The organism is Delftia deserti (assembly GCF_042653485.1).
Classification (GTDB): Bacteria; Pseudomonadota; Gammaproteobacteria; order Burkholderiales; family Burkholderiaceae_C; genus Comamonas; species Comamonas acidovorans.
Window position 1 is genome coordinate 3,220,456 of record NZ_JBHSIH010000001.1, and the last position, 16,666, is coordinate 3,237,121.

Annotated in this window: 15 protein-coding genes; 11 read left to right on the plus strand and 4 right to left on the minus strand. The window is 70.2% G+C overall.

The genetic code is table 11. The features are described from left to right. Nucleotides 1-18 precede the first annotated feature (18 nt). From ACFPFG_RS15585 to ACFPFG_RS15605, 5 genes are read left to right on the plus strand one after another with little or no spacing between them, the layout of a single operon-like run. Nucleotides 19-1,038 carry a tripartite tricarboxylate transporter substrate binding protein gene (locus ACFPFG_RS15585; protein ID WP_197953738.1) on the plus strand — a complete coding sequence of 340 codons (1,020 nt, stop codon included), beginning with the start codon at nt 19-21 and terminating at the stop codon, nt 1,036-1,038. Nucleotides 1,039-1,048: 10 nt separating this feature from the next. Then, nucleotides 1,049-3,148: an acetate--CoA ligase family protein gene (locus ACFPFG_RS15590; RefSeq protein ID WP_380107320.1), complete on the plus strand. Its 2,100-nt coding sequence runs from the start codon at nt 1,049-1,051 to the stop codon at nt 3,146-3,148. Then, entirely contained in the window at nt 3,145-4,506 is a 1,362-nt protein-coding gene (locus ACFPFG_RS15595; protein ID WP_380107322.1) for an acetyl-CoA carboxylase biotin carboxylase subunit, read from the plus strand. The genes ACFPFG_RS15590 and ACFPFG_RS15595 overlap by 4 nt, the downstream gene beginning before the upstream one ends. 11 nt (nt 4,507-4,517) lie before the next feature. Continuing rightward, nucleotides 4,518-4,742, plus strand: a complete 225-nt coding sequence (locus ACFPFG_RS15600; RefSeq protein ID WP_234639098.1) for an acyl-CoA carboxylase biotin carboxyl carrier protein subunit — start codon at nt 4,518-4,520, stop codon at nt 4,740-4,742. Further along, nucleotides 4,739-5,176 carry a PaaI family thioesterase gene (locus tag ACFPFG_RS15605; protein WP_183020280.1) on the plus strand — a complete coding sequence of 146 codons (438 nt, stop codon included), beginning with the start codon at nt 4,739-4,741 and terminating at the stop codon, nt 5,174-5,176. Before ACFPFG_RS15600 ends, ACFPFG_RS15605 begins: the two co-directional genes overlap by 4 nt. A gap of 7 nt (nt 5,177-5,183) precedes the next feature. Here the strand turns inward: ACFPFG_RS15605 and ACFPFG_RS15610 are convergent, their stop codons facing one another. The 3 genes from ACFPFG_RS15610 to ACFPFG_RS15620 are packed head-to-tail and all read right to left on the minus strand — an operon-like array spanning nt 5,184 to nt 7,716. Beyond that, nucleotides 5,184-5,612 (minus strand): hypothetical protein, encoded by a 429-nt coding sequence (locus ACFPFG_RS15610; protein ID WP_013804407.1) that lies wholly within the window; start codon nt 5,610-5,612, stop codon nt 5,184-5,186. Between the two features lie 35 nt (nt 5,613-5,647). Next, nucleotides 5,648-7,030 (minus strand): heavy metal sensor histidine kinase, encoded by a 1,383-nt coding sequence (locus ACFPFG_RS15615; protein ID WP_380107326.1) that lies wholly within the window; start codon nt 7,028-7,030, stop codon nt 5,648-5,650. Next, on the minus strand, nt 7,027-7,716 hold the full coding sequence (locus ACFPFG_RS15620; RefSeq protein WP_183020278.1) for a heavy metal response regulator transcription factor: 690 nt from the start codon (nt 7,714-7,716) through the stop codon (nt 7,027-7,029). The genes ACFPFG_RS15615 and ACFPFG_RS15620 overlap by 4 nt, the downstream gene beginning before the upstream one ends. A 165-nt stretch (nt 7,717-7,881) precedes the next feature. On the opposite strand from ACFPFG_RS15620, the gene ACFPFG_RS15625 reads away from it, so the two are divergent. From ACFPFG_RS15625 to ACFPFG_RS15645, 5 genes are all read left to right on the plus strand, one after another. Then, nucleotides 7,882-8,274, plus strand: coding sequence for a hypothetical protein (locus ACFPFG_RS15625; RefSeq protein WP_183020307.1), 393 nt, complete (start codon nt 7,882-7,884; stop codon nt 8,272-8,274). A gap of 167 nt (nt 8,275-8,441) precedes the next feature. Beyond that, on the plus strand, nt 8,442-9,776 hold the full coding sequence (locus ACFPFG_RS15630; RefSeq protein WP_312370758.1) for a TolC family protein: 1,335 nt from the start codon (nt 8,442-8,444) through the stop codon (nt 9,774-9,776). Between the two features lie 30 nt (nt 9,777-9,806). Beyond that, on the plus strand, nt 9,807-11,174 hold the full coding sequence (locus ACFPFG_RS15635; RefSeq protein ID WP_380107328.1) for an efflux RND transporter periplasmic adaptor subunit: 1,368 nt from the start codon (nt 9,807-9,809) through the stop codon (nt 11,172-11,174). Nucleotides 11,175-11,197: 23 nt separating this feature from the next. Beyond that, nucleotides 11,198-14,377: a CusA/CzcA family heavy metal efflux RND transporter gene (locus tag ACFPFG_RS15640; protein ID WP_380107330.1), complete on the plus strand. Its 3,180-nt coding sequence runs from the start codon at nt 11,198-11,200 to the stop codon at nt 14,375-14,377. Between the two features lie 211 nt (nt 14,378-14,588). Then, nucleotides 14,589-14,951: a DUF4148 domain-containing protein gene (locus tag ACFPFG_RS15645; RefSeq protein WP_183020274.1), complete on the plus strand. Its 363-nt coding sequence runs from the start codon at nt 14,589-14,591 to the stop codon at nt 14,949-14,951. Nucleotides 14,952-15,013: 62 nt separating this feature from the next. On the opposite strand, the gene ACFPFG_RS15650 is transcribed toward ACFPFG_RS15645, so the two are convergent. Beyond that, complete coding sequence (locus ACFPFG_RS15650; protein ID WP_183020273.1) at nt 15,014-15,436, minus strand: XRE family transcriptional regulator; 423 nt, start codon at nt 15,434-15,436, stop codon at nt 15,014-15,016. Nucleotides 15,437-15,554: 118 nt separating this feature from the next. Here ACFPFG_RS15650 and ACFPFG_RS15655 point away from each other — a divergent pair, with 118 nt between their 5' ends. Then, nucleotides 15,555-16,577, plus strand: coding sequence for a hypothetical protein (locus ACFPFG_RS15655; RefSeq protein ID WP_197953754.1), 1,023 nt, complete (start codon nt 15,555-15,557; stop codon nt 16,575-16,577). The last annotated feature ends 89 nt before the right edge of the window (nt 16,578-16,666 follow it).

Here is a 16,666-nt window from a genome sequence, read left to right on the forward strand (position 1 = left end):
ACCCAAGGAGACAAAGCAATGGCAACCAGACAACCGCGCGCGCCCTCGCGCCGCACCGCCCTGGCCCTGTGCCTGGCGCCGTGCCTGACCCTGTGCGCCGCGACGGCGGCCCAGGCCCAGACCCCCCAGGAGGACAAGTGGCCCACGCGCCCCGTGCGCATCGTGGTCGGCTTTCCTGCAGGCTCGTTCACCGACACCATTGCACGCGCGCTGTCCGAGCCGCTGAGCAAGTCGCTGGGCCAGCCCGTGGTGGTGGAGAACAAGCCCGGCGCCAACGGCGCCATCGGCGTGGGCGAGGTGGCGCGCGCCGCGCCCGACGGCTACACCCTGCTGGTCACCAACTCCAGCAGCATCACCATCAACCCCCAGATCTACAAGAAGATCGCCTACCGCGCCAAGGACTTCGCACCCATCACCATGGTGCTGGATGCGCCCTTCATCCTCACCGTCAACCCCGAGTGGGCGCAGAAGAACCAGATCCGCTCGGCCAAGGATGTGATCGCCTTCGCCAAGGCCCATCCCGACAAGCTCAGCTACGGCTCTGCCGGCCCCGGCAACATCGCCCACCTGGCCTATGCGGCCTGGAGCAACCGCACGGGCGTGAAGACCACGCATGTGCCGTACAAGAGCGCATCGCAGGCGCAGATGGCCGTGCTCAGCGGCGAGCTGGACACGCAGTTCGACACCTGGAGCGCGCTGCCCCACATCGCCAGCGGCAAGCTCGTGGCCCTGGCCGTCACCGCGCCCCGGCGCATGCAGCAGCTGCCCGAGGTGCCCACCATGGCCGAGGCCGGCTATGCCGATTTCGACGTCACCTTCTGGGCCGGCCTGCTGGCGCCTGCGGGCACGCCGCCGGCCATCGTCAACCGGCTCTACGAGGCCTCCAGGGGCGTGCTGCAGGACGCACGCATCCGCGCCGTGCTCAGCAGCCAGGGCGAGCCCGTGATGATGCCGCCCGCGCCGTTCGGCCAGCGCATCGCCAAGGAAGTGGCCGACTGGGGCCAAGTCATCCAGCGCGAAGCCTTGTCTTTGGATTGATGAGGTACGCATGTCTCTGTTGCAAGCACTGAACCCCCGCTCCGTCGCCATCCTTGGCGCCTCCGACAATCCCATCAAGGCCGGTGGCCGGCCCATCGACTACCTGCGCCGCCACGGTTTCGCGGGCCGCATCCTGCCCGTCAATCCCAAGCGCGCCGAGGTCCAGGGCCTGGCCGCCTACCCTGCCTTGCGCGAGCTGCCCGAGGCGCCCGACGCCGTGGTCATCAGCCTGCCCGGCGAGGACGTGGCCGCCGCCATCGACGACTGCGTGGCCGTGGGCGCGCGCCTGGCCGTGATCTATTCCTCGGGCTTTGCCGAACTGGGCGAGGAGGGCCGCCGGCAGCAGGCCGACCTGGTGGCGCGGGCGCGCCGGGCGCCAGGCGGCGGGCTGCGCCTGTTCGGCCCCAATTGCCAGGGCGTGGCCAACTTCGCCACGGGCGCCATCCTCAACTTCTCGACCATGATCAACGAGAACGCGCCGGCCGACGGCCCCGTGGCCATCGTCAGCCAGAGCGGTGCGGGCGCGGCCATTCTCTACGGCGGCCTGCGCCGCGCGGGCATCGGCGTGCGCTACATGCTGTCCACAGGCAACGAGGCCGATGTCTGCGCGGCCGAGGCCGTGCGCGCCGTGGTCGAGGACGAAGGCATCCGCCTGGTCGTGCTCTACATCGAGACGCTCAGGCAAAGCGCCTGGCTGGCCGAGGCCGCGCGCCTGGCCCATGCGCGCGGCGTCACCATCCTGGCCGTGAAGGCCGGCCGCACGCGCGCAGGCCAGGCCACGGCCAGCTCGCACACGGGCGCGCTGGCGGCAGAGGACGCGCTGGCCGATGCCTTCCTGCGCCAGCACGGCATACCGCGCCTGGCCGACTTCCGCGAGCTGATCGACTACGCGCCGCTATTCCTGTCCCAGCCTGCGCCGCGCGGTCGCCGCGTGGTCAGCATCAGCAATTCGGGCGCCACCTGCGTGCTGTCGGCCGATGCGGCCGAGGAATACGGCCTGGCCCTGGAGCCGTTCGATGCCGCCACGCTGGACGGCCTGTCCCAGGCCTTGCCGCCGTATGTCACGCCGCGCAATCCCATCGACATGACCACGGCCCTGCTGGGCAGGCCGCAGACCTTTGGCGACACGCTGCGGGCCTTGTCGGGCAGCGGCGCGGCGGACCTCGTCCATGTAGGTTTTCCGATAGGCGGCGAAGGCTATGACTTTGCCGATTTCGCGGGCCAGGCCAGCCGCTTTGCGCACGACACCGGCGTGCCGATTGCGGTCAGCGTCAACCAGGACTGGGTGGCCCAGGCCTTCCAGGCCCAGGGCGTGCCCACCTTCTGGAGCGAGCGCGCCGCCATGCGCGGCCTGGCGCTGCTGGCCGAGCAGGCCGGTGGCCGGCAGGCACAGGCGCCGTCTGCCGAGGCATCGCTGCCGGCGCCAGCGTCCCGTTCCCTCACGCTGGACGAGCCCTCCAGCCTGTCCGAGCTGGCCCGCGCCGGCCTGCCGGTGATGCGGCATCTGGTCTGCAGGAACGATGACGAGGTGCGCGCCGCCCTCCAATCCCTGCCGCTGCCCCTGGTGGCCAAGGGCGTGTCCGCCGATCTCTCGCACAAGTCCGAGCATGGCCTGGTGCGACTCAACATCCGCGAGGCAGGCCAGGCGCTGGCGGCTTTGGCCGACTTCGCCGCCACGCTGGGCCGCCTGGGCGCAGCCGATGGCGGCCTGCTGCTGGGTGCCCAGCACAAGGCCGACTTCGAGCTGGCGCTGGGCGCCCATGTGGATGCCGAATTCGGCGTGGTGGTCATGGTCGGCCAGGGCGGTGTGCTGGTGGAGGCGCTCAGGGACGTGCAATTCCTCGTGGCCCCCTTCAGTGCGCGGCAGGCGCTGGATGCCCTTGCGCGCCTGGCCATCGCCCCGGCCTTTGCGGCCGTGCGCGGCATGCCGGCCGTGGAGCTGGAGGCCGTGGCCGCCATGATGGTGCGGCTGGGCAACTGGATGCTGGCCCAGGGCGGGCGCGTGCAGTCGGTCGATGCCAACCCCGTGCTCGTGGCGCGTGGTGCACAGGCGCCGGTCGTCGTCGACGCGGTGGTGGCCGTGGCCGCTGCACCAGGGGAAGCATCATGAGCGGCGCCCTGCACCCCATCCGCCGCGTGCTGGTGGCCAACCGGGGCGCCGTGGCCGCACGCGTGATCCGCACGCTGCGGCGCATGGGTATTGCCTCCGTGGCCGTGTACTCCGAAGCCGATGCCGATCTGCCCTATGTCCGGGCGGCTGACCAGGCCGTGTGCATCGGCCCTGCGCCCGCCGCGCAAAGCTATCTGGACCAGGCGCGGCTGCTGCAGGTGGCGCGCGAGACCGGCGCCGATGCCGTGCACCCGGGCTACGGCTTTCTCTCCGAGAACGCGGAGTTCGCCGAGGCCGTGCAGCGCCAGGGCCTGTGCTTCATCGGCCCCTCGCCGCACTGGATACGCACGCTGGGCCACAAGACCCAGGCGCGTGCCTTCATGGCTGCCCGGGGCATGCCGCAGGCGGCCAGCTCGGCCGTGCTGCACAGCCTGCAGGAGGCGCAGGCGGAGGCGGCGCGCATAGGTTTTCCCGTGCTGGTCAAGCCCGCAGGCGGGGGCGGCGGCATCGGCATGCTGCCCGCGCACGATGCACCGCAGCTGGAGGCCGCCTGGTCCAAGGCCAGCGGCATTGCCGCCAAGTACTTCGGCACGGCCGAGCTGTACCTGGAAAAGCTGATCGAGGCGCCGCGCCACATCGAGTTCCAGGTGCTGGCCGACCGCCATGGCGCGGCGCGCGTGCTGTTCGAGCGCGACTGCTCGGTGCAGCGCCGCCACCAGAAGGTGGTGGAAGAGGCCCGCCCCGCAGGCATTCCCGCGCAGGCCCTGGCCGACATGCGGCAACTGCTGGCCGGCCTGCTGGCGCGCACGGGCTATGACGTGATCGGCACCGTGGAGATGCTCTACACGCCGCAGCACGGCTTTGTCTTCCTGGAGATGAACACGCGGCTGCAGGTCGAGCATGCGGTGACCGAGGAGATCACGGGCACCGACATCGTCGAGGCCCAGATCCGCCTGGCCGCTGGCGAGCGCATGGGCGATGTGCTGCCCGCCGACCCCGTGGCCAGCGGCCATGCCATCGAGGCGCGCATCTATGCCGAGGACCCCGTGCGCTTCCTGCCCTCGCCGGGGCGCCTGGACCGCTTCGAGATGCCCCAGGGCGAAGGCCTGCGCGTGGAGACCGGCTATGCCCAGGGCTGCAGCGTCACGCCCTTCTACGACCCCATGGTCGCCAAGCTCGTGGCCCATGGCAGCGACCGCGCCCAGGCCATCGCACGGCTGCGCCAGGCGCTGGCGCAGACCCGCATCGAGGGCGTGAAGACCAACATCCCCTTCATCGAACGCATCCTCGGCCACGCCGATTTCCTGGACCTGCGCATCGACACCGGCATCGCCCAGCGCGTGCTGGCCAACCTTTGAAAGCCCTACCCATGACCACCACCCCGAACATGATCACAAGCCCCATCGCCGGCCTCGTGGCCGCTGTGGAAGCCGCCGAAGGCGGCACCGTCGCCCTGGGCGACACCCTCATCATCGTGGAGTCCATGAAGATGGAGATTCCCGTGGAAAGCGAGGTGGCCGGCACCGTGCGCCGCATGCTCGTGGCCGTGGGCGAGCCGGTGGCCGAAGGCCAGGCGATTGCGGAGATCGGATGAACGCCGTTGGAATCGCCACCACCCCGGACCTGGAGGCCGCCGCGCTGGCGCGCGGCTACTTCGGCATCGACGTGCCCTTCATGTCCCATATCGGCCTGGAGCCCGTGAGCCTGGCGCCCGGTCTGGCGCGCACGCGCCTGCCCATGCGCCCGCACCTGGCCAACAGCCGGGGGCATGGCCACGGCGGCGCGCTGATGGGCGCGCTGGACTTCACGCTGAGCGCGGCAGCGCGCTCGTCCAACCCGCTGGGGCTGGGCGTGGTGACCATCGAGATGAGCACGCATTTCCTCGCCTCGGCCACCACCGACCTGCTGATCGAGGCCCGCGTGCTGCGCGCAGGCGCGCGCACCGTGTTCTGCGAGGGCAATGTGCTGGACAGCGCGGGCCAGGCCGTGTGCACGGCGCGGGCCGTGTTCAAGCTGATCGCGCTGTAGCCCGGCTTCAGGCGCCGTCGCCTTCGGGCGCCGGCGGCAGCAGGTGCTGGCCGATCTGCTGCCAGGCCTTGGCCGCGTCATGCTGGCCGCCGAACATGTGGCAGCTGGCGGCCGTCATGGCCAGGCGGCCGTTTTCGGGTTCCAGGTCGAACGCCAGCTCGCATTGCGCGGCGGCGTTGCGCCACATCACCACGGCGTCTGGCGATTCTTCCTTTTGCAGCGCATGGGCTTCGGCCATCCAGGCCTGGGCCAGGCGAAACGCGCCCTCGGCCTGGTCGGGGTCGGCCTTGTGGGCCAGGTAGAACTGCTTGCCGGCCTGCTGCCACAGCGCCCGGGCCTGGGCGAAATCCTGGGTGGCGGCCCGCTGCGCCTGGGCCACCAGGGCATTGCCTTCGGCCAGCAGCGTTGCGTAGGAGGAGGGGGCGTCTTGCGTCATGGGGCGCCATTGTGCCGCCGCTCCGGTGCCTGTGTTCAGGCCGGGGAATCGCGCGGCGGGCTCGGGCTGTCCGGCAGCTCCAGGCCGATGCGCGTGAAGCCGCCTTCGGACTCGGCAAAGCAGCGCCCGCCATGCATGCGCGCGATGGCGGCCACGATGGCCAGGCCCAGGCCATGGTTCCGGTCGGCCTGGCTGCGCGCGGCGTCGGCCCGGTAGAAGCGGTCGAACAGGCGCGGCAGGTGGGCGGGGTCGATGGCCGGTCCCTGGTTGAGCAAGGCCAGGGCCACATCGCCCGCCCCGCCATAGTGGGCACAGGGGCGCGAGCCGATCTGCACGGTGATGGTGGAGCCGCGCTGCGCATAGCGCGTGGCATTGCCCAGCAGGTTGGACAGCGCGCGGCGCAGCAGCCGCGCATCGACCTCGGCAGCGGCATCGCCCTGGACAGTGACCTGCAGGTCTGCCTCCTGCAGCGCGGCCTCGTGGAAGTCGATGACCTCGTGGGCCAGCGCGGCCAGGCTGGCCAAAGGCGCCAGGCGCGCGCCCTGGCCCCGGTCGGCCTGCGAGAGAAACAGCATGTCGGCCACGATGCCGGCCATGCGCCGCAGGTCCTCCAGGTTGGAGGCCAGCACCTCGCGCAGCTCGGCCTCGCTGCGCGGCTTGCGCAATGCCAGCTCGCAGCTGCTGATCAGGGTGGTCAGCGGCGTGTTCAGCTCATGGGCCACGTCGGCATTGAAGGCCTCCATCTGCCGGTAGGCCACGGCCAGCCGTTCCAGCAAGGCGTTGAATTGCGCGATCAGCGGTCGCAGCTCCTGCGGCTGGCCGCTGTCGTCCAGCCGCCGCTGCAGGTCCTGGGCCGACAGCTGGCGCGTCTGCTCGGTCAGCTCGCGCAGCGGCGCCAGGCCCAGTCGCACCAGCCAGATGCCGGTCAACGACACCAGCAGCGCGCCGCCCACGGCGGCCAGGGCCAGCGTCCAGGCCAGCAGGGACAGCTGCCGGTCATCGTCGGCACGGTCCAGAGTGAGCTGGGCGCGCGCATGCTGGCCGGAGTCGGACAGCACCACCTCGAAGCCGCGCTGCAGCGTGCGGCCCGGCGCCTTGGGAATGCGCAGGCGCTCGTAGATCACGCGGCCCTGCATGTCGGTGATGCGCAGAGACATCTCGTCCAGGCCCGTGAGAAAGTCGTCCAGCATGTGGGCCATCCCGGCCTCGTTGTGGGCGCTGCGGCTTTCCGTCATCAGGTGCAGCACGGCCTGCTGCTTGAGGTCCAGCGTCTCGCTCTGGTGCTGCTCCAGCATCATCGAGGCCACCACATAGACGGCCGCGCACACCAGGCCCAGGCCCAGCATGGTCTGCAGGGCCAGCCAGCGCGACAGGCGCCGGCCCAGGTGGGGAATGTCGGCGGGGGCCTTGCCGTTCACGGTGCGCGCGACTCCAGCACGTAGCCCATGCCGCGCACCGTGTGCAGCAGCGGCTGCGCGAAGGGCTGGTCCAGCTTCAGGCGCAGGCGGCGCACGGCCACCTCGACCACATTGGTCTCGCTGTCGAAGTTCATGTCCCAGACCTGGGAGGCCAGCTCGGTGCGCGACAGCACCTCGCCCTGGCGGCGCAGCAGCAGGCTCAGCAGGTTGAATTCCTTGGCCGTGAGGTCCAGGCGCTGGCCGGCGCGCGTGGCGCGTCGGCGGATCAGGTCCAGCTCCAGGTCGGCCATGCGCAGCATGGTGGCCTCGACCGCCGGATGCGCCGTGCCGACACTGCGGCGCAGCAGCACATGCATGCGCGCGACCAGTTCGGAGAAGGCAAAGGGCTTGACCAGGTAGTCGTCGGCGCCGCCCTGCAGGCCGCGCACGCGATCCTCCACCTGGCCGCGCGCCGTCAGCATCAGCACCGGCGTCTGCCGGGACTGGCGCAGCGCCGCCAGCACGGCCAGGCCGTCGATGCCGGGCAGCATGCCGTCAAGCACGATGAGGTCGTAGGCCAGCTCGGTGGCCAGGTGCAGGCCGTCGATGCCGTCGTGCGCCACATCGACCACGAACCCCTCCTCGGTCAGGCCCTTGCGGAGGTAGTCCGCCAGCTTGATTTCGTCTTCGATGACCAGGACTTTCATGCCGAGCATTGTCGGGGAAGGGCAAGGTTTGCCAAGATGACAAATTTGTCATGTGCCCGACAGCCACAGGTCGCCGCACGGCCCTAGACTCGCCGGCTTGGGTGAGTCGTGGTTGTGGGCAAACGCCATGTACGACAATCCCGCACCTGCCCCATGCCCTCCTCCATGACCCGGCCCCGTCTCGCCGCCCTCGCCGTCCTCGTGATCGCGCTGCTGTTCCAGTGGAGCTGGATGGCGGCCGCTGCGCTGTGCCGGCACGACGGACATGAGACCCGGCACTTCGGCCACCATGTCCACGGCGTGAGCCTGCATGGCATGGGCGCCGAGCGCCATGCCGGTGCAGGCGCCGAACCGGGGCATCCGGCGCAGAAGGCTGACCAGGGCCAGCCGTCGTCGCTCAGCGTCGATTGCTCCATGTGCCATGCCTGGGTGGCCGTTGCCACCCACTACACCAAGGCCGCGCCGGTGGCGCCTCCCCCCATGCCATTCGCCGAGCCGCTGCGCCGGCATGCCTCGGCCGTGCTGCTGCGCCCCGATCGGCCCCGCTGGCAGGGCTGACGCCCCCTGCAGCCGCCGGCCGGGCATGGCCCTTTTCCTGCCCCGGACCGGCATTCCCCTGAAATCCCCTCGCGCTCAGCGGCCATGGGCCGTGCGCGCCCGCCGCAGTGGCCTGACCGGCTGATGAACGGTCAGGCCTGGCCTGTGCGCGGGCAAGGAGTCCGTGTATGTCTTTCCCTTCGTCCTTTCCGTCGAGGACGGCTTCCCACGCACCATGGAGCGCCTGGCCCGGGCCGCGCGCCCTGCTGGCAATGGCCGTGCTGACCGCTTGCGGCGCCGTGCAGGCGGGCGAGCCTGCCGATGCGGCTGCGCCATCTGCAGCCCCTGTTTCCGAGGTCACACCGGCAGGCCCGCCGCTGGATCTGCAGCAGGCCCTGGCCCTGGCGCTGGACGGCAACCCCGGCCTGCGTGCGGCCCGCCGTGCGCTGGAGGCCAGCGATGGCGCCGTGCTCCAAAGCCGTGCCCGGCCCAACCCCGAGCTGGCCTATGCGCAGGAGGACACGCGCCGCAGCACCCGCACGCTGACCGTGCAGCTGAACCAGACCCTGGAAGTGGGCGGCAAGCGCGAGGCCCGCATGCGCGTGGCCGAGCGCGGCCGCGACCTGGCGCAGGCCGAGCTGGCAGGGGCCGAGGCTGCGCTGCGCGCCGACGTGGGCACGGCCTTCTTCGGCGTGCTGGCTGCGCAGCAGCGCGTGGTCCTGGCCGGGCAGACGCTGGAGATCGCCAGCAGTGCGCGCGAGGCCGCGGCCCGCCGCGTGGCGGCCGGCAAGGTGGCGCCGCTGGAGGAAACCCGGGCCCGCGTGGCCGAGTCCGGCGCCCGCCTGGAGCAGGCCCAGGCCCGCTCGGGCCTGCGCGTGGCGCGCGGCCAGCTGCAGGCGCTGTGGGGCGAGCGAGTTCGCCCCTTCGGCCAGGCCGAGGGCGCGGTGGACGCCCTGCCCCAGCTGCCTGATCTGGCAGCCCTGCAGCAGCGCATCGAACAGGCGCCCGCCGTGCTGCGTGCGCGCCAGGCGCTGGAGCAAAGCCGCGCCACGGCCGACCTGGAGCGTGCGCGGCGCCTGCCCGATCCCACGGTCAGCCTGGGCGTCAAGCGCGCCACCGAGGTCGGGCGCAACCAGCTCGTGGTCGGCATCTCCGTGCCCCTGCCCGTGCTCGACAGCAACCGTGGCAACCAGTTGCAGGCCCTGCGCCTGGCCGACCAGGCCGAGGAGCAGTTGCTGGCCACGCGCGTGCAGCTGCAGGCCCAGCTGTTCGAGGCCCGCGAGCTGCTGCAGGCCAGCCGCGAGCAGGCGCGCCAGCTGGCCGAGGAGGTGCTGCCCACGGCGCGCACGGCCTACGAGCTGGCCTCGCGCGGCTTTGCGCTGGGCAAGTTCGGCTACCTCGACGTGCTGGACGCGCAACGCACCTGGTCGGAGGCGCGCAGCCAGTACCTGGACCAGCTGCTGGCCACCCACCGCGCCGCCGCCGACATCGACCGCCTGCTGGGCACCGAATCCGGCCTCTGATTCCGATAGCAACCTGATTGCATCCAGACCATGAACACCAAGCCCTCCTCCTCCCCCCTCGGACCGCGCCGCACCCTTGTGGCCATTGCCGTCATCCTGGCCCTGGGCGCGCTGGCCGCCACGCTGATCCTGCGCAGCGGCACGCCGGGCGCTGCCAAGGCTGACAGCCATGGCCACGGCCACAGCGAGGCCGCAGGCCATGCCGATGGCGAGCACCACGGCGCTGCAGCCGGAGATGGCCACAAGCACGACGAAGGCCATGCCGACGATGAACACCATGAAGACTCCAAGGCGGAAAAAGCCGAGGCCAAGCCTGCCGCCCAACCTGCCGCCAAACCGGCTGCAGAAGCCGGCCATGGCGACGACGAAGGCCTGATCGCCATGGACGCCCAGCGCATGCAGGCGGCCGGCGTGCGCCTGGCCGAGGCCGGCCCGGCCACCGTGCGCTCCGTGCTGCAGCTGCCCGGCGAGATCCGCTTCAACGAAGACCGCACGGCCCACGTCGTGCCGCGCGTGGCCGGCATTGCCGAGAGCGTTCCCGCCAACCTGGGCCAGAACGTGAAGAAGGGCCAGCTGCTGGCCGTGCTCAGCAGCGCCGCCGTGTCCGAGCAGCGCAGCGAACTGCTGGCCGCCAGCAAGCGCCTGGAGCTGGCCCGCACCACCTACGCGCGTGAAAAGCAGCTGTGGGAGGAAAAGGTCTCGGCCGAGCAGGACTACCTGCAGGCGCGCCAGGCGCTGCGCGAGGCTGAGATCGCCGTCTCCAACGCCCAGCAGAAGCTGGCCGCCACGGGCGCCGGTGCCGGCGGCGCGGGCGGGCTCAACCGCTTCGAGCTGCGCGCACCGTTTGACGGCGTGATCGTGGAAAAGCACCTGTCCGTGGGCGAGGCCGTGCAGGACACCACCCAGGTCTTCACCATCTCCGACCTGCGCAGCGTCTGGGCCGAGATGCGCGTGGCCGCGCCCGACCTGCCCGCCGTGCGCGTGGGCGAGAAGGCCACGGTGCGCGCCACGGCCTTCGACTCCTCGGCCACGGGCGAGGTGGCCTATGTGGGCGCACTGATCGGCCAGGACACGCGCACGGCCCCCGCGCGCATCACCCTGCCCAACCCCGACGGCGTGTGGCGCCCGGGCCTGTTCGTGAATGTGGAGCTGACGGCATCGTCCCGGCAGGCGCCGCTGGCCGTGGCCACGCAGGCACTGCAGAAGATGGAGCAGCAGACCGTGGTCTTCGTGCCCGCGCAGGGCGGTTTCCGCGCCCAGCCCGTGCGCGTGGGCCGCAGCGACGGCAAGGCCACCGAGGTGCTCGAAGGCCTCAAGCCCGGCCAATCCTACGTGGCCGAGGGCAGCTTCATGCTCAAGGCCGAGCTGGGCAAGGCCACGGCCGAGCACTCCCATTGATGCGGGCATGAACGGAGAACTCCATGTTTGAACGCATCATCCGATTCGCCATCGAGCAGCGCTGGCTGGTCCTGCTGGCCGTGCTGGCCATGGCGGGCCTGGGCATCTACAACTACCAGCGACTGCCGATCGACGCCGTGCCCGACATCACCAATGTCCAGGTGCAGATCAACACCCAGGCCAGCGGCTACTCGCCGCTGGAGACCGAGCAGCGCATCACCTATCCCATAGAGACGGTGATGGCCGGCCTGCCCCACCTGGAGCAGACGCGATCGCTGTCGCGCTACGGCCTGTCCCAGGTCACCGTGGTGTTCAAGGACGGCACGGACATCTACTTTGCGCGGCAGCTGGTGGGCGAGCGCATACAGCAGGCGCGCGACAGCCTGCCTGCGGGCATCACGCCCACGCTGGGCCCCATCTCCACGGGCCTGGGCGAGATCTACCTGTGGACCGTGGAGGCCGAGGACGATGCGAAAAAGCCAGACGGCACGCCCTACACGCCCATGGACCTGCGCGAGATCCAGGACTGGGTCATCAAGCCGCAGCTGCGCAACGTGCCCGGCGTCACCGAGATCAACTCCATCGGCGGCTACGCCAAGGAGTACCTGGTGGCGCCCGCGCCCGAGAAGCTGGCCGCCTACGGCTTCACGCTGGCCGACATCGTCACCGCCCTGCAGCGCAACAACAGCAACGTGGGCGCGGGCTATATCGAGCGCCAGGGCGAGCAGTACCTGATCCGCGCGCCGGGCCAGGTCGGCGGCATCGCCGACATCCGCGAGGTCATCGTGGGCTCGGCCCAGGGCCAGCCCATCCGCATCCGCGACCTGGCCGAGGTCGGCCTGGGGCAGGAGCTGCGCACGGGCGCGGCCACCGACAACGGCCGCGAGGTGGTGCTGGGCACGGTGTTCATGCTGATCGGCGAGAACAGCCGCACCGTCTCGCGCGCCGTGGACCAGCGCATGGCCGAGATCAACCGGGGCCTGCCCCCGGGCGTCAAGGCCATCACCGTCTACGACCGCACCAACCTGGTGGACAAGGCCATCGCCACGGTCAAGAAGAACCTGGTGGAGGGCGCGGCCCTGGTGGTGGTCATCCTCTTCCTGTTCCTGGGCAACCTGCGCGCGGCGCTGATCACGGCGCTGATCATCCCGCTGTCCATGCTGTTCACCTTCACGGGCATGGTGCACTACAAGGTCAGCGCCAACCTCATGAGCCTGGGGGCGCTGGACTTCGGCATCATCATCGACGGCGCCGTGGTCATCGTGGAGAACTGCGTGCGCCGCCTGGCCCATACGCAGGAGGCGCGAGGACGGTCGCTGACGCGCAGCGAACGCTTCCATGAAGTCTTCGCCGCCGCGAAGGAAGCGCGCCGCCCGCTGCTGTTCGGCCAGCTCATCATCATGGTGGTCTACCTGCCCATCTTCGCGCTCACGGGCGTGGAGGGCAAGATGTTCCATCCCATGGCGCTCACGGTGGTCATCGCGCTGGCCGGCGCCATGCTGCTGTCCATCACCTTCATCCCGGCGGCGATTGCGCTGTTCATGGGCGACAAGGTGGCCGAGAAGGAAAACCGCCTCATGGGCTGGGCACGCCGCGGCTATGCGCCCGTGCTGGCGCGCGTCATGGCCGCGCCCGCCGTGGTGCTCACGGCCGCCGCCGTGGCCGTGGCGCTGAGCCTGCTGCTGGCCACGCGCCTGGGCAGCGAGTTCGCGCCCAACCTCAACGAGGGGGACTTCGCCATCCAGGCGCTGCGCATCCCGGGCACCAGCCTCACGCAGTCGCTGGAAATGCAGATGCAGATCGAGAAGGCGCTCAAGAAGGAGTTCCCCGAGATCGACCGCGTGTTCGCGCGCACCGGCACGGCCGAGATCGCCTCCGACCCCATGCCGCCCAACATCTCGGACGGCTACATCATGCTGAAAGCCCGCAGCGAGTGGCCCGACCCGGCGCGCCCGCGCGATGAGCTGCTGGCCGCCGTGCAGGCGTCGGTGGACCGCATCCCGGGCAACAACTACGAGTTCTCCCAGCCCATCCAGCTGCGCTTCAACGAGCTGATCTCGGGCGTGCGCAGCGACGTGGCCGTGAAGATCTTCGGCGACGACATGGCCGTGCTGGAGAAAAGCGCCCAGACCGTGGCCGGCATGCTGCAGCAGATTGCGGGCGCCTCCGAGGTCAAGGTCGAGCAGACCACGGGCCTGCCCATGCTCACCGTGCAGATCGACCGCGAAAAGGCCTCGCGCTACGGCCTGAACATGGGCGATGTGCAGGACGCCATCAGCACCGCCATGGGCGGCACCGAGGCCGGCACGGTATTCCAGGGCGACCGGCGCTTCGACATCCAGGTGCGCCTGCCGGACGCCGTGCGCAACGACCTGCAGGCCCTGAGCCGCCTGCCCATCGCCCTGCCGCGCGGGGCGGACGGGCGCATCGGCTTCGTGCCGCTGTCGGCCGTGGCCACGTTCGAGACCGCGCCCGGCCCCAACCAGGTCAGCCGCGAAGACGGCAAGCGCCGCATCGTGGTCAGCGCCAATGTGCGCGGGCGCGACATGGGCTCCTTCGTGGGCGAGGCACAGCAGAAGCTGCAAGGCCTGTCGCTGCCGCCCGGCTACTGGACGCGCTGGGGCGGCACCTTCGAGAACCTGGAGTCGGCCACGCGCCGCCTGCAGATCGTCGTGCCCGTGGCGCTGCTGATGGTCTTCGTGCTGCTGTTCGCCATGTTCGGCAATGTGCGCGACGGGCTGGTGGTCTTCACGGGCATTCCGTTCGCGCTCACCGGCGGCATCCTGGCGCTGTGGCTGCGCGACATACCGCTGTCCATCTCGGCGGCGGTGGGCTTCATCGCGCTGTCGGGCGTGGCCGTGCTCAACGGCCTGGTCATGATCTCCTGGATCAGAACCTTGCGCGAGCAGGGCGCCAGCGTGCCCGACGCCGTGACCGAGGGCGCGCTCACCCGCCTGCGCCCCGTGCTGATGACGGCCCTGGTGGCCTCCCTGGGCTTCGTGCCCATGGCCATTGCCACGGGCACGGGCGCCGAGGTGCAGCGGCCGCTGGCCACGGTGGTGATCGGCGGCATCCTGTCGTCCACGCTGCTGACCTTGCTGGTGCTGCCGCTGCTGTACCGTCTGGTGCACCGCAACGACCCGTCGGAGGGGATGCAGGATGGACAGGCCGGCAACGACGGCAGGGGCGCCGTGGCCGCCTGACGGCTCGGCCGCTCCACGAAGGCCACGGAATGCCCGTGGCCTTTTTTTTGAGGGGAGCTATTGGCGTATGTCGGTTGCATGACAGCAATGTCACCATCCTGTGGGGCTGGTGTGGGCGCGTGATTTCTACATTGGAGTCCTCTCCCCGGCGTTCCGCATCGCGGGGCGTGGGGAGAACGAATCACCAACGCTCTTTGAAAGGGACCACACCATGTCGCAACGCCGCTTCACCCCCGCCACCCTCATCGCCCCCCTCATCGCCGGCCTGGCCGCATCGGCAGCGCTGCTGCTGCCCGGCATGGCATCGGCGGCCGGGTACATGCATCCTGCCAACAACGAGGCAGGCGTCGTCGTGCATCCCGAACATTTCCAAAGCAGCAAGACGCGCGCCCAGGTGGTGGCCGAGGCCGAGGCAGCCGTGCGCCAGGGCGGCACCTCGCGCTTCAATGCCGGCGTCTACCCGGCTCCCGCACCGCAGACCGGCGCGGGCAAGACACGCCAGGAGGTGATCAATGAACTGATCAACGAAACGCCCTCCCAGCGCGAGGCACGCCAGCGCGCCATGGGGGGCTGATGCACGGGCGGGACCGCCCCCCGCAGGTGCCCGGATCAATGCAAACCCCACGCGCCGCCTGGCTACGAGCCTGCGGCGCGTTCCGCTTCCTCGGCATCATGGGCGCGCGCAATGGCCAGGATCACGTCGCGCGCCAGCCGGCGCTTGGGCACGGGAAGGCGCAGGTAGATCTTGAACAGCTCGCTGTCCTCGTAGCCCAGGCCTGCGGACCAGCTGCTCCTGGGCTCGCGCACCTCGCGCACCTGCTGCGGCGAGCGCAGGAACTCCTCCAGCGGCACCTGCAGCCAGTCGGCCAGCGCAGCGAGTTTCCTGGCGTTGGGCATGGTCTTGCCGATCAGCCAGAGGCGCACGCCATGCTGGGACATGGGCTTGCCCCAGAAACGGGAATTGAACTCGTGCTCCAGCACGGCAGGCCTGGCTTCGTAGCCCCGGGCCTGCATTGAATCACGTAATTTTTGAGCAAACCGCTGCTTTGCATCCTGCATGCGCGAACGCTATGGGCTTGGCTTGATCGAGATGTGAGTATTTAGAAAAATCACACCTATTTTTGATTGATAGTTAATATCAACAATCAATCTGAGAATCACATGCACGGGGGAGCAAATGCGTTGGCAACGAGTGTGGCAGCTGCCCTCGAGCCTTGTACTGGTGCTGGGCGGTTGCGGCGGTGACGACGGTGATGTCCTGGCGGTCCGGGCCGCGTCCTGGGGCGGTGCATCGGGGGCCTCGATAGGCCAGGTACTCCAGGAGAGGAAAGCATGCGCGCGCAGTGCATGGCGCAGCGTGGGCGATGGAAGCGGCGGGCGCATCGTCGAGTACACCTGCGAGAGATCAGGCACGCATGGATACCTGCAGTTGCGGCTGCGCCAGGATGCCGAGCAGCTGCAGCGGGCTGCCGATGGCAAGCAGGCGCGGTTCGAGGCCCGGCTGCGTGGCGGCTGGCGCGAATTGCTGATGCTGGAGCGCCAGCGCCAGGAGATGCTGGACAGCCATCGGCTTGAGGCGCAGAAGGACGCGGAACGCATGCGCCTGCACCTGGAAGACCTGCACATGCTGGAGGAGATGTCAGACTGCCGCAGCTTCCGCCCGCAAAGGCTGGGCGCCGAAGCATCTCCGCAGCGGCTGGTGCTGGCCGCCGACGCCTGCGTGCGTTCCGGGCGCCCCGCCGAGCCGGTCTATGCACGCGAACGCAAGCAGACGCTGGAGCGCATGCGTGCAGCCCTGCCGCGCTACGACGAGGCCCGGCTGGGACGCGAGGCGGCTCTGCGGGCTCTGGAGCGCACGCTAGAGCAGCAGGAGGCGGCGCTGCGCAGACTGGAGGAGGACCGGCCCGAGACAGGGGAGCGCATCCGCAGATCCCTGGCCGAACGGCTGGAGGCGATGCGCCTGCGGTTGAACCAGGTCGGCCGTGTGCGCGAACTCACGCGCTGGAGCGCGGCAGGTGCGCGCGTGGTCTACCTGGACACCTCCTTGGCGATGGAATGCGGCATGCGCACTCTGTCCCATGCCTTACCCCTGGAGGCCATGATCGAAGACCTGGCGGAGGATCTGGCCGTACCGCGGAAGGAAGCTGCGCTGGCACGCGCACTCGACGGGCTGTGGCTGCGCTGCCTGCAGCAGCCGTGACCAGCGGGTTGCATGGTGGTCGTTGCACGGCGCCGGTTGCACGTCGCCGGTTGCACCGCGCCCGTTGCACGTCGCCCGTTGCACGTCGC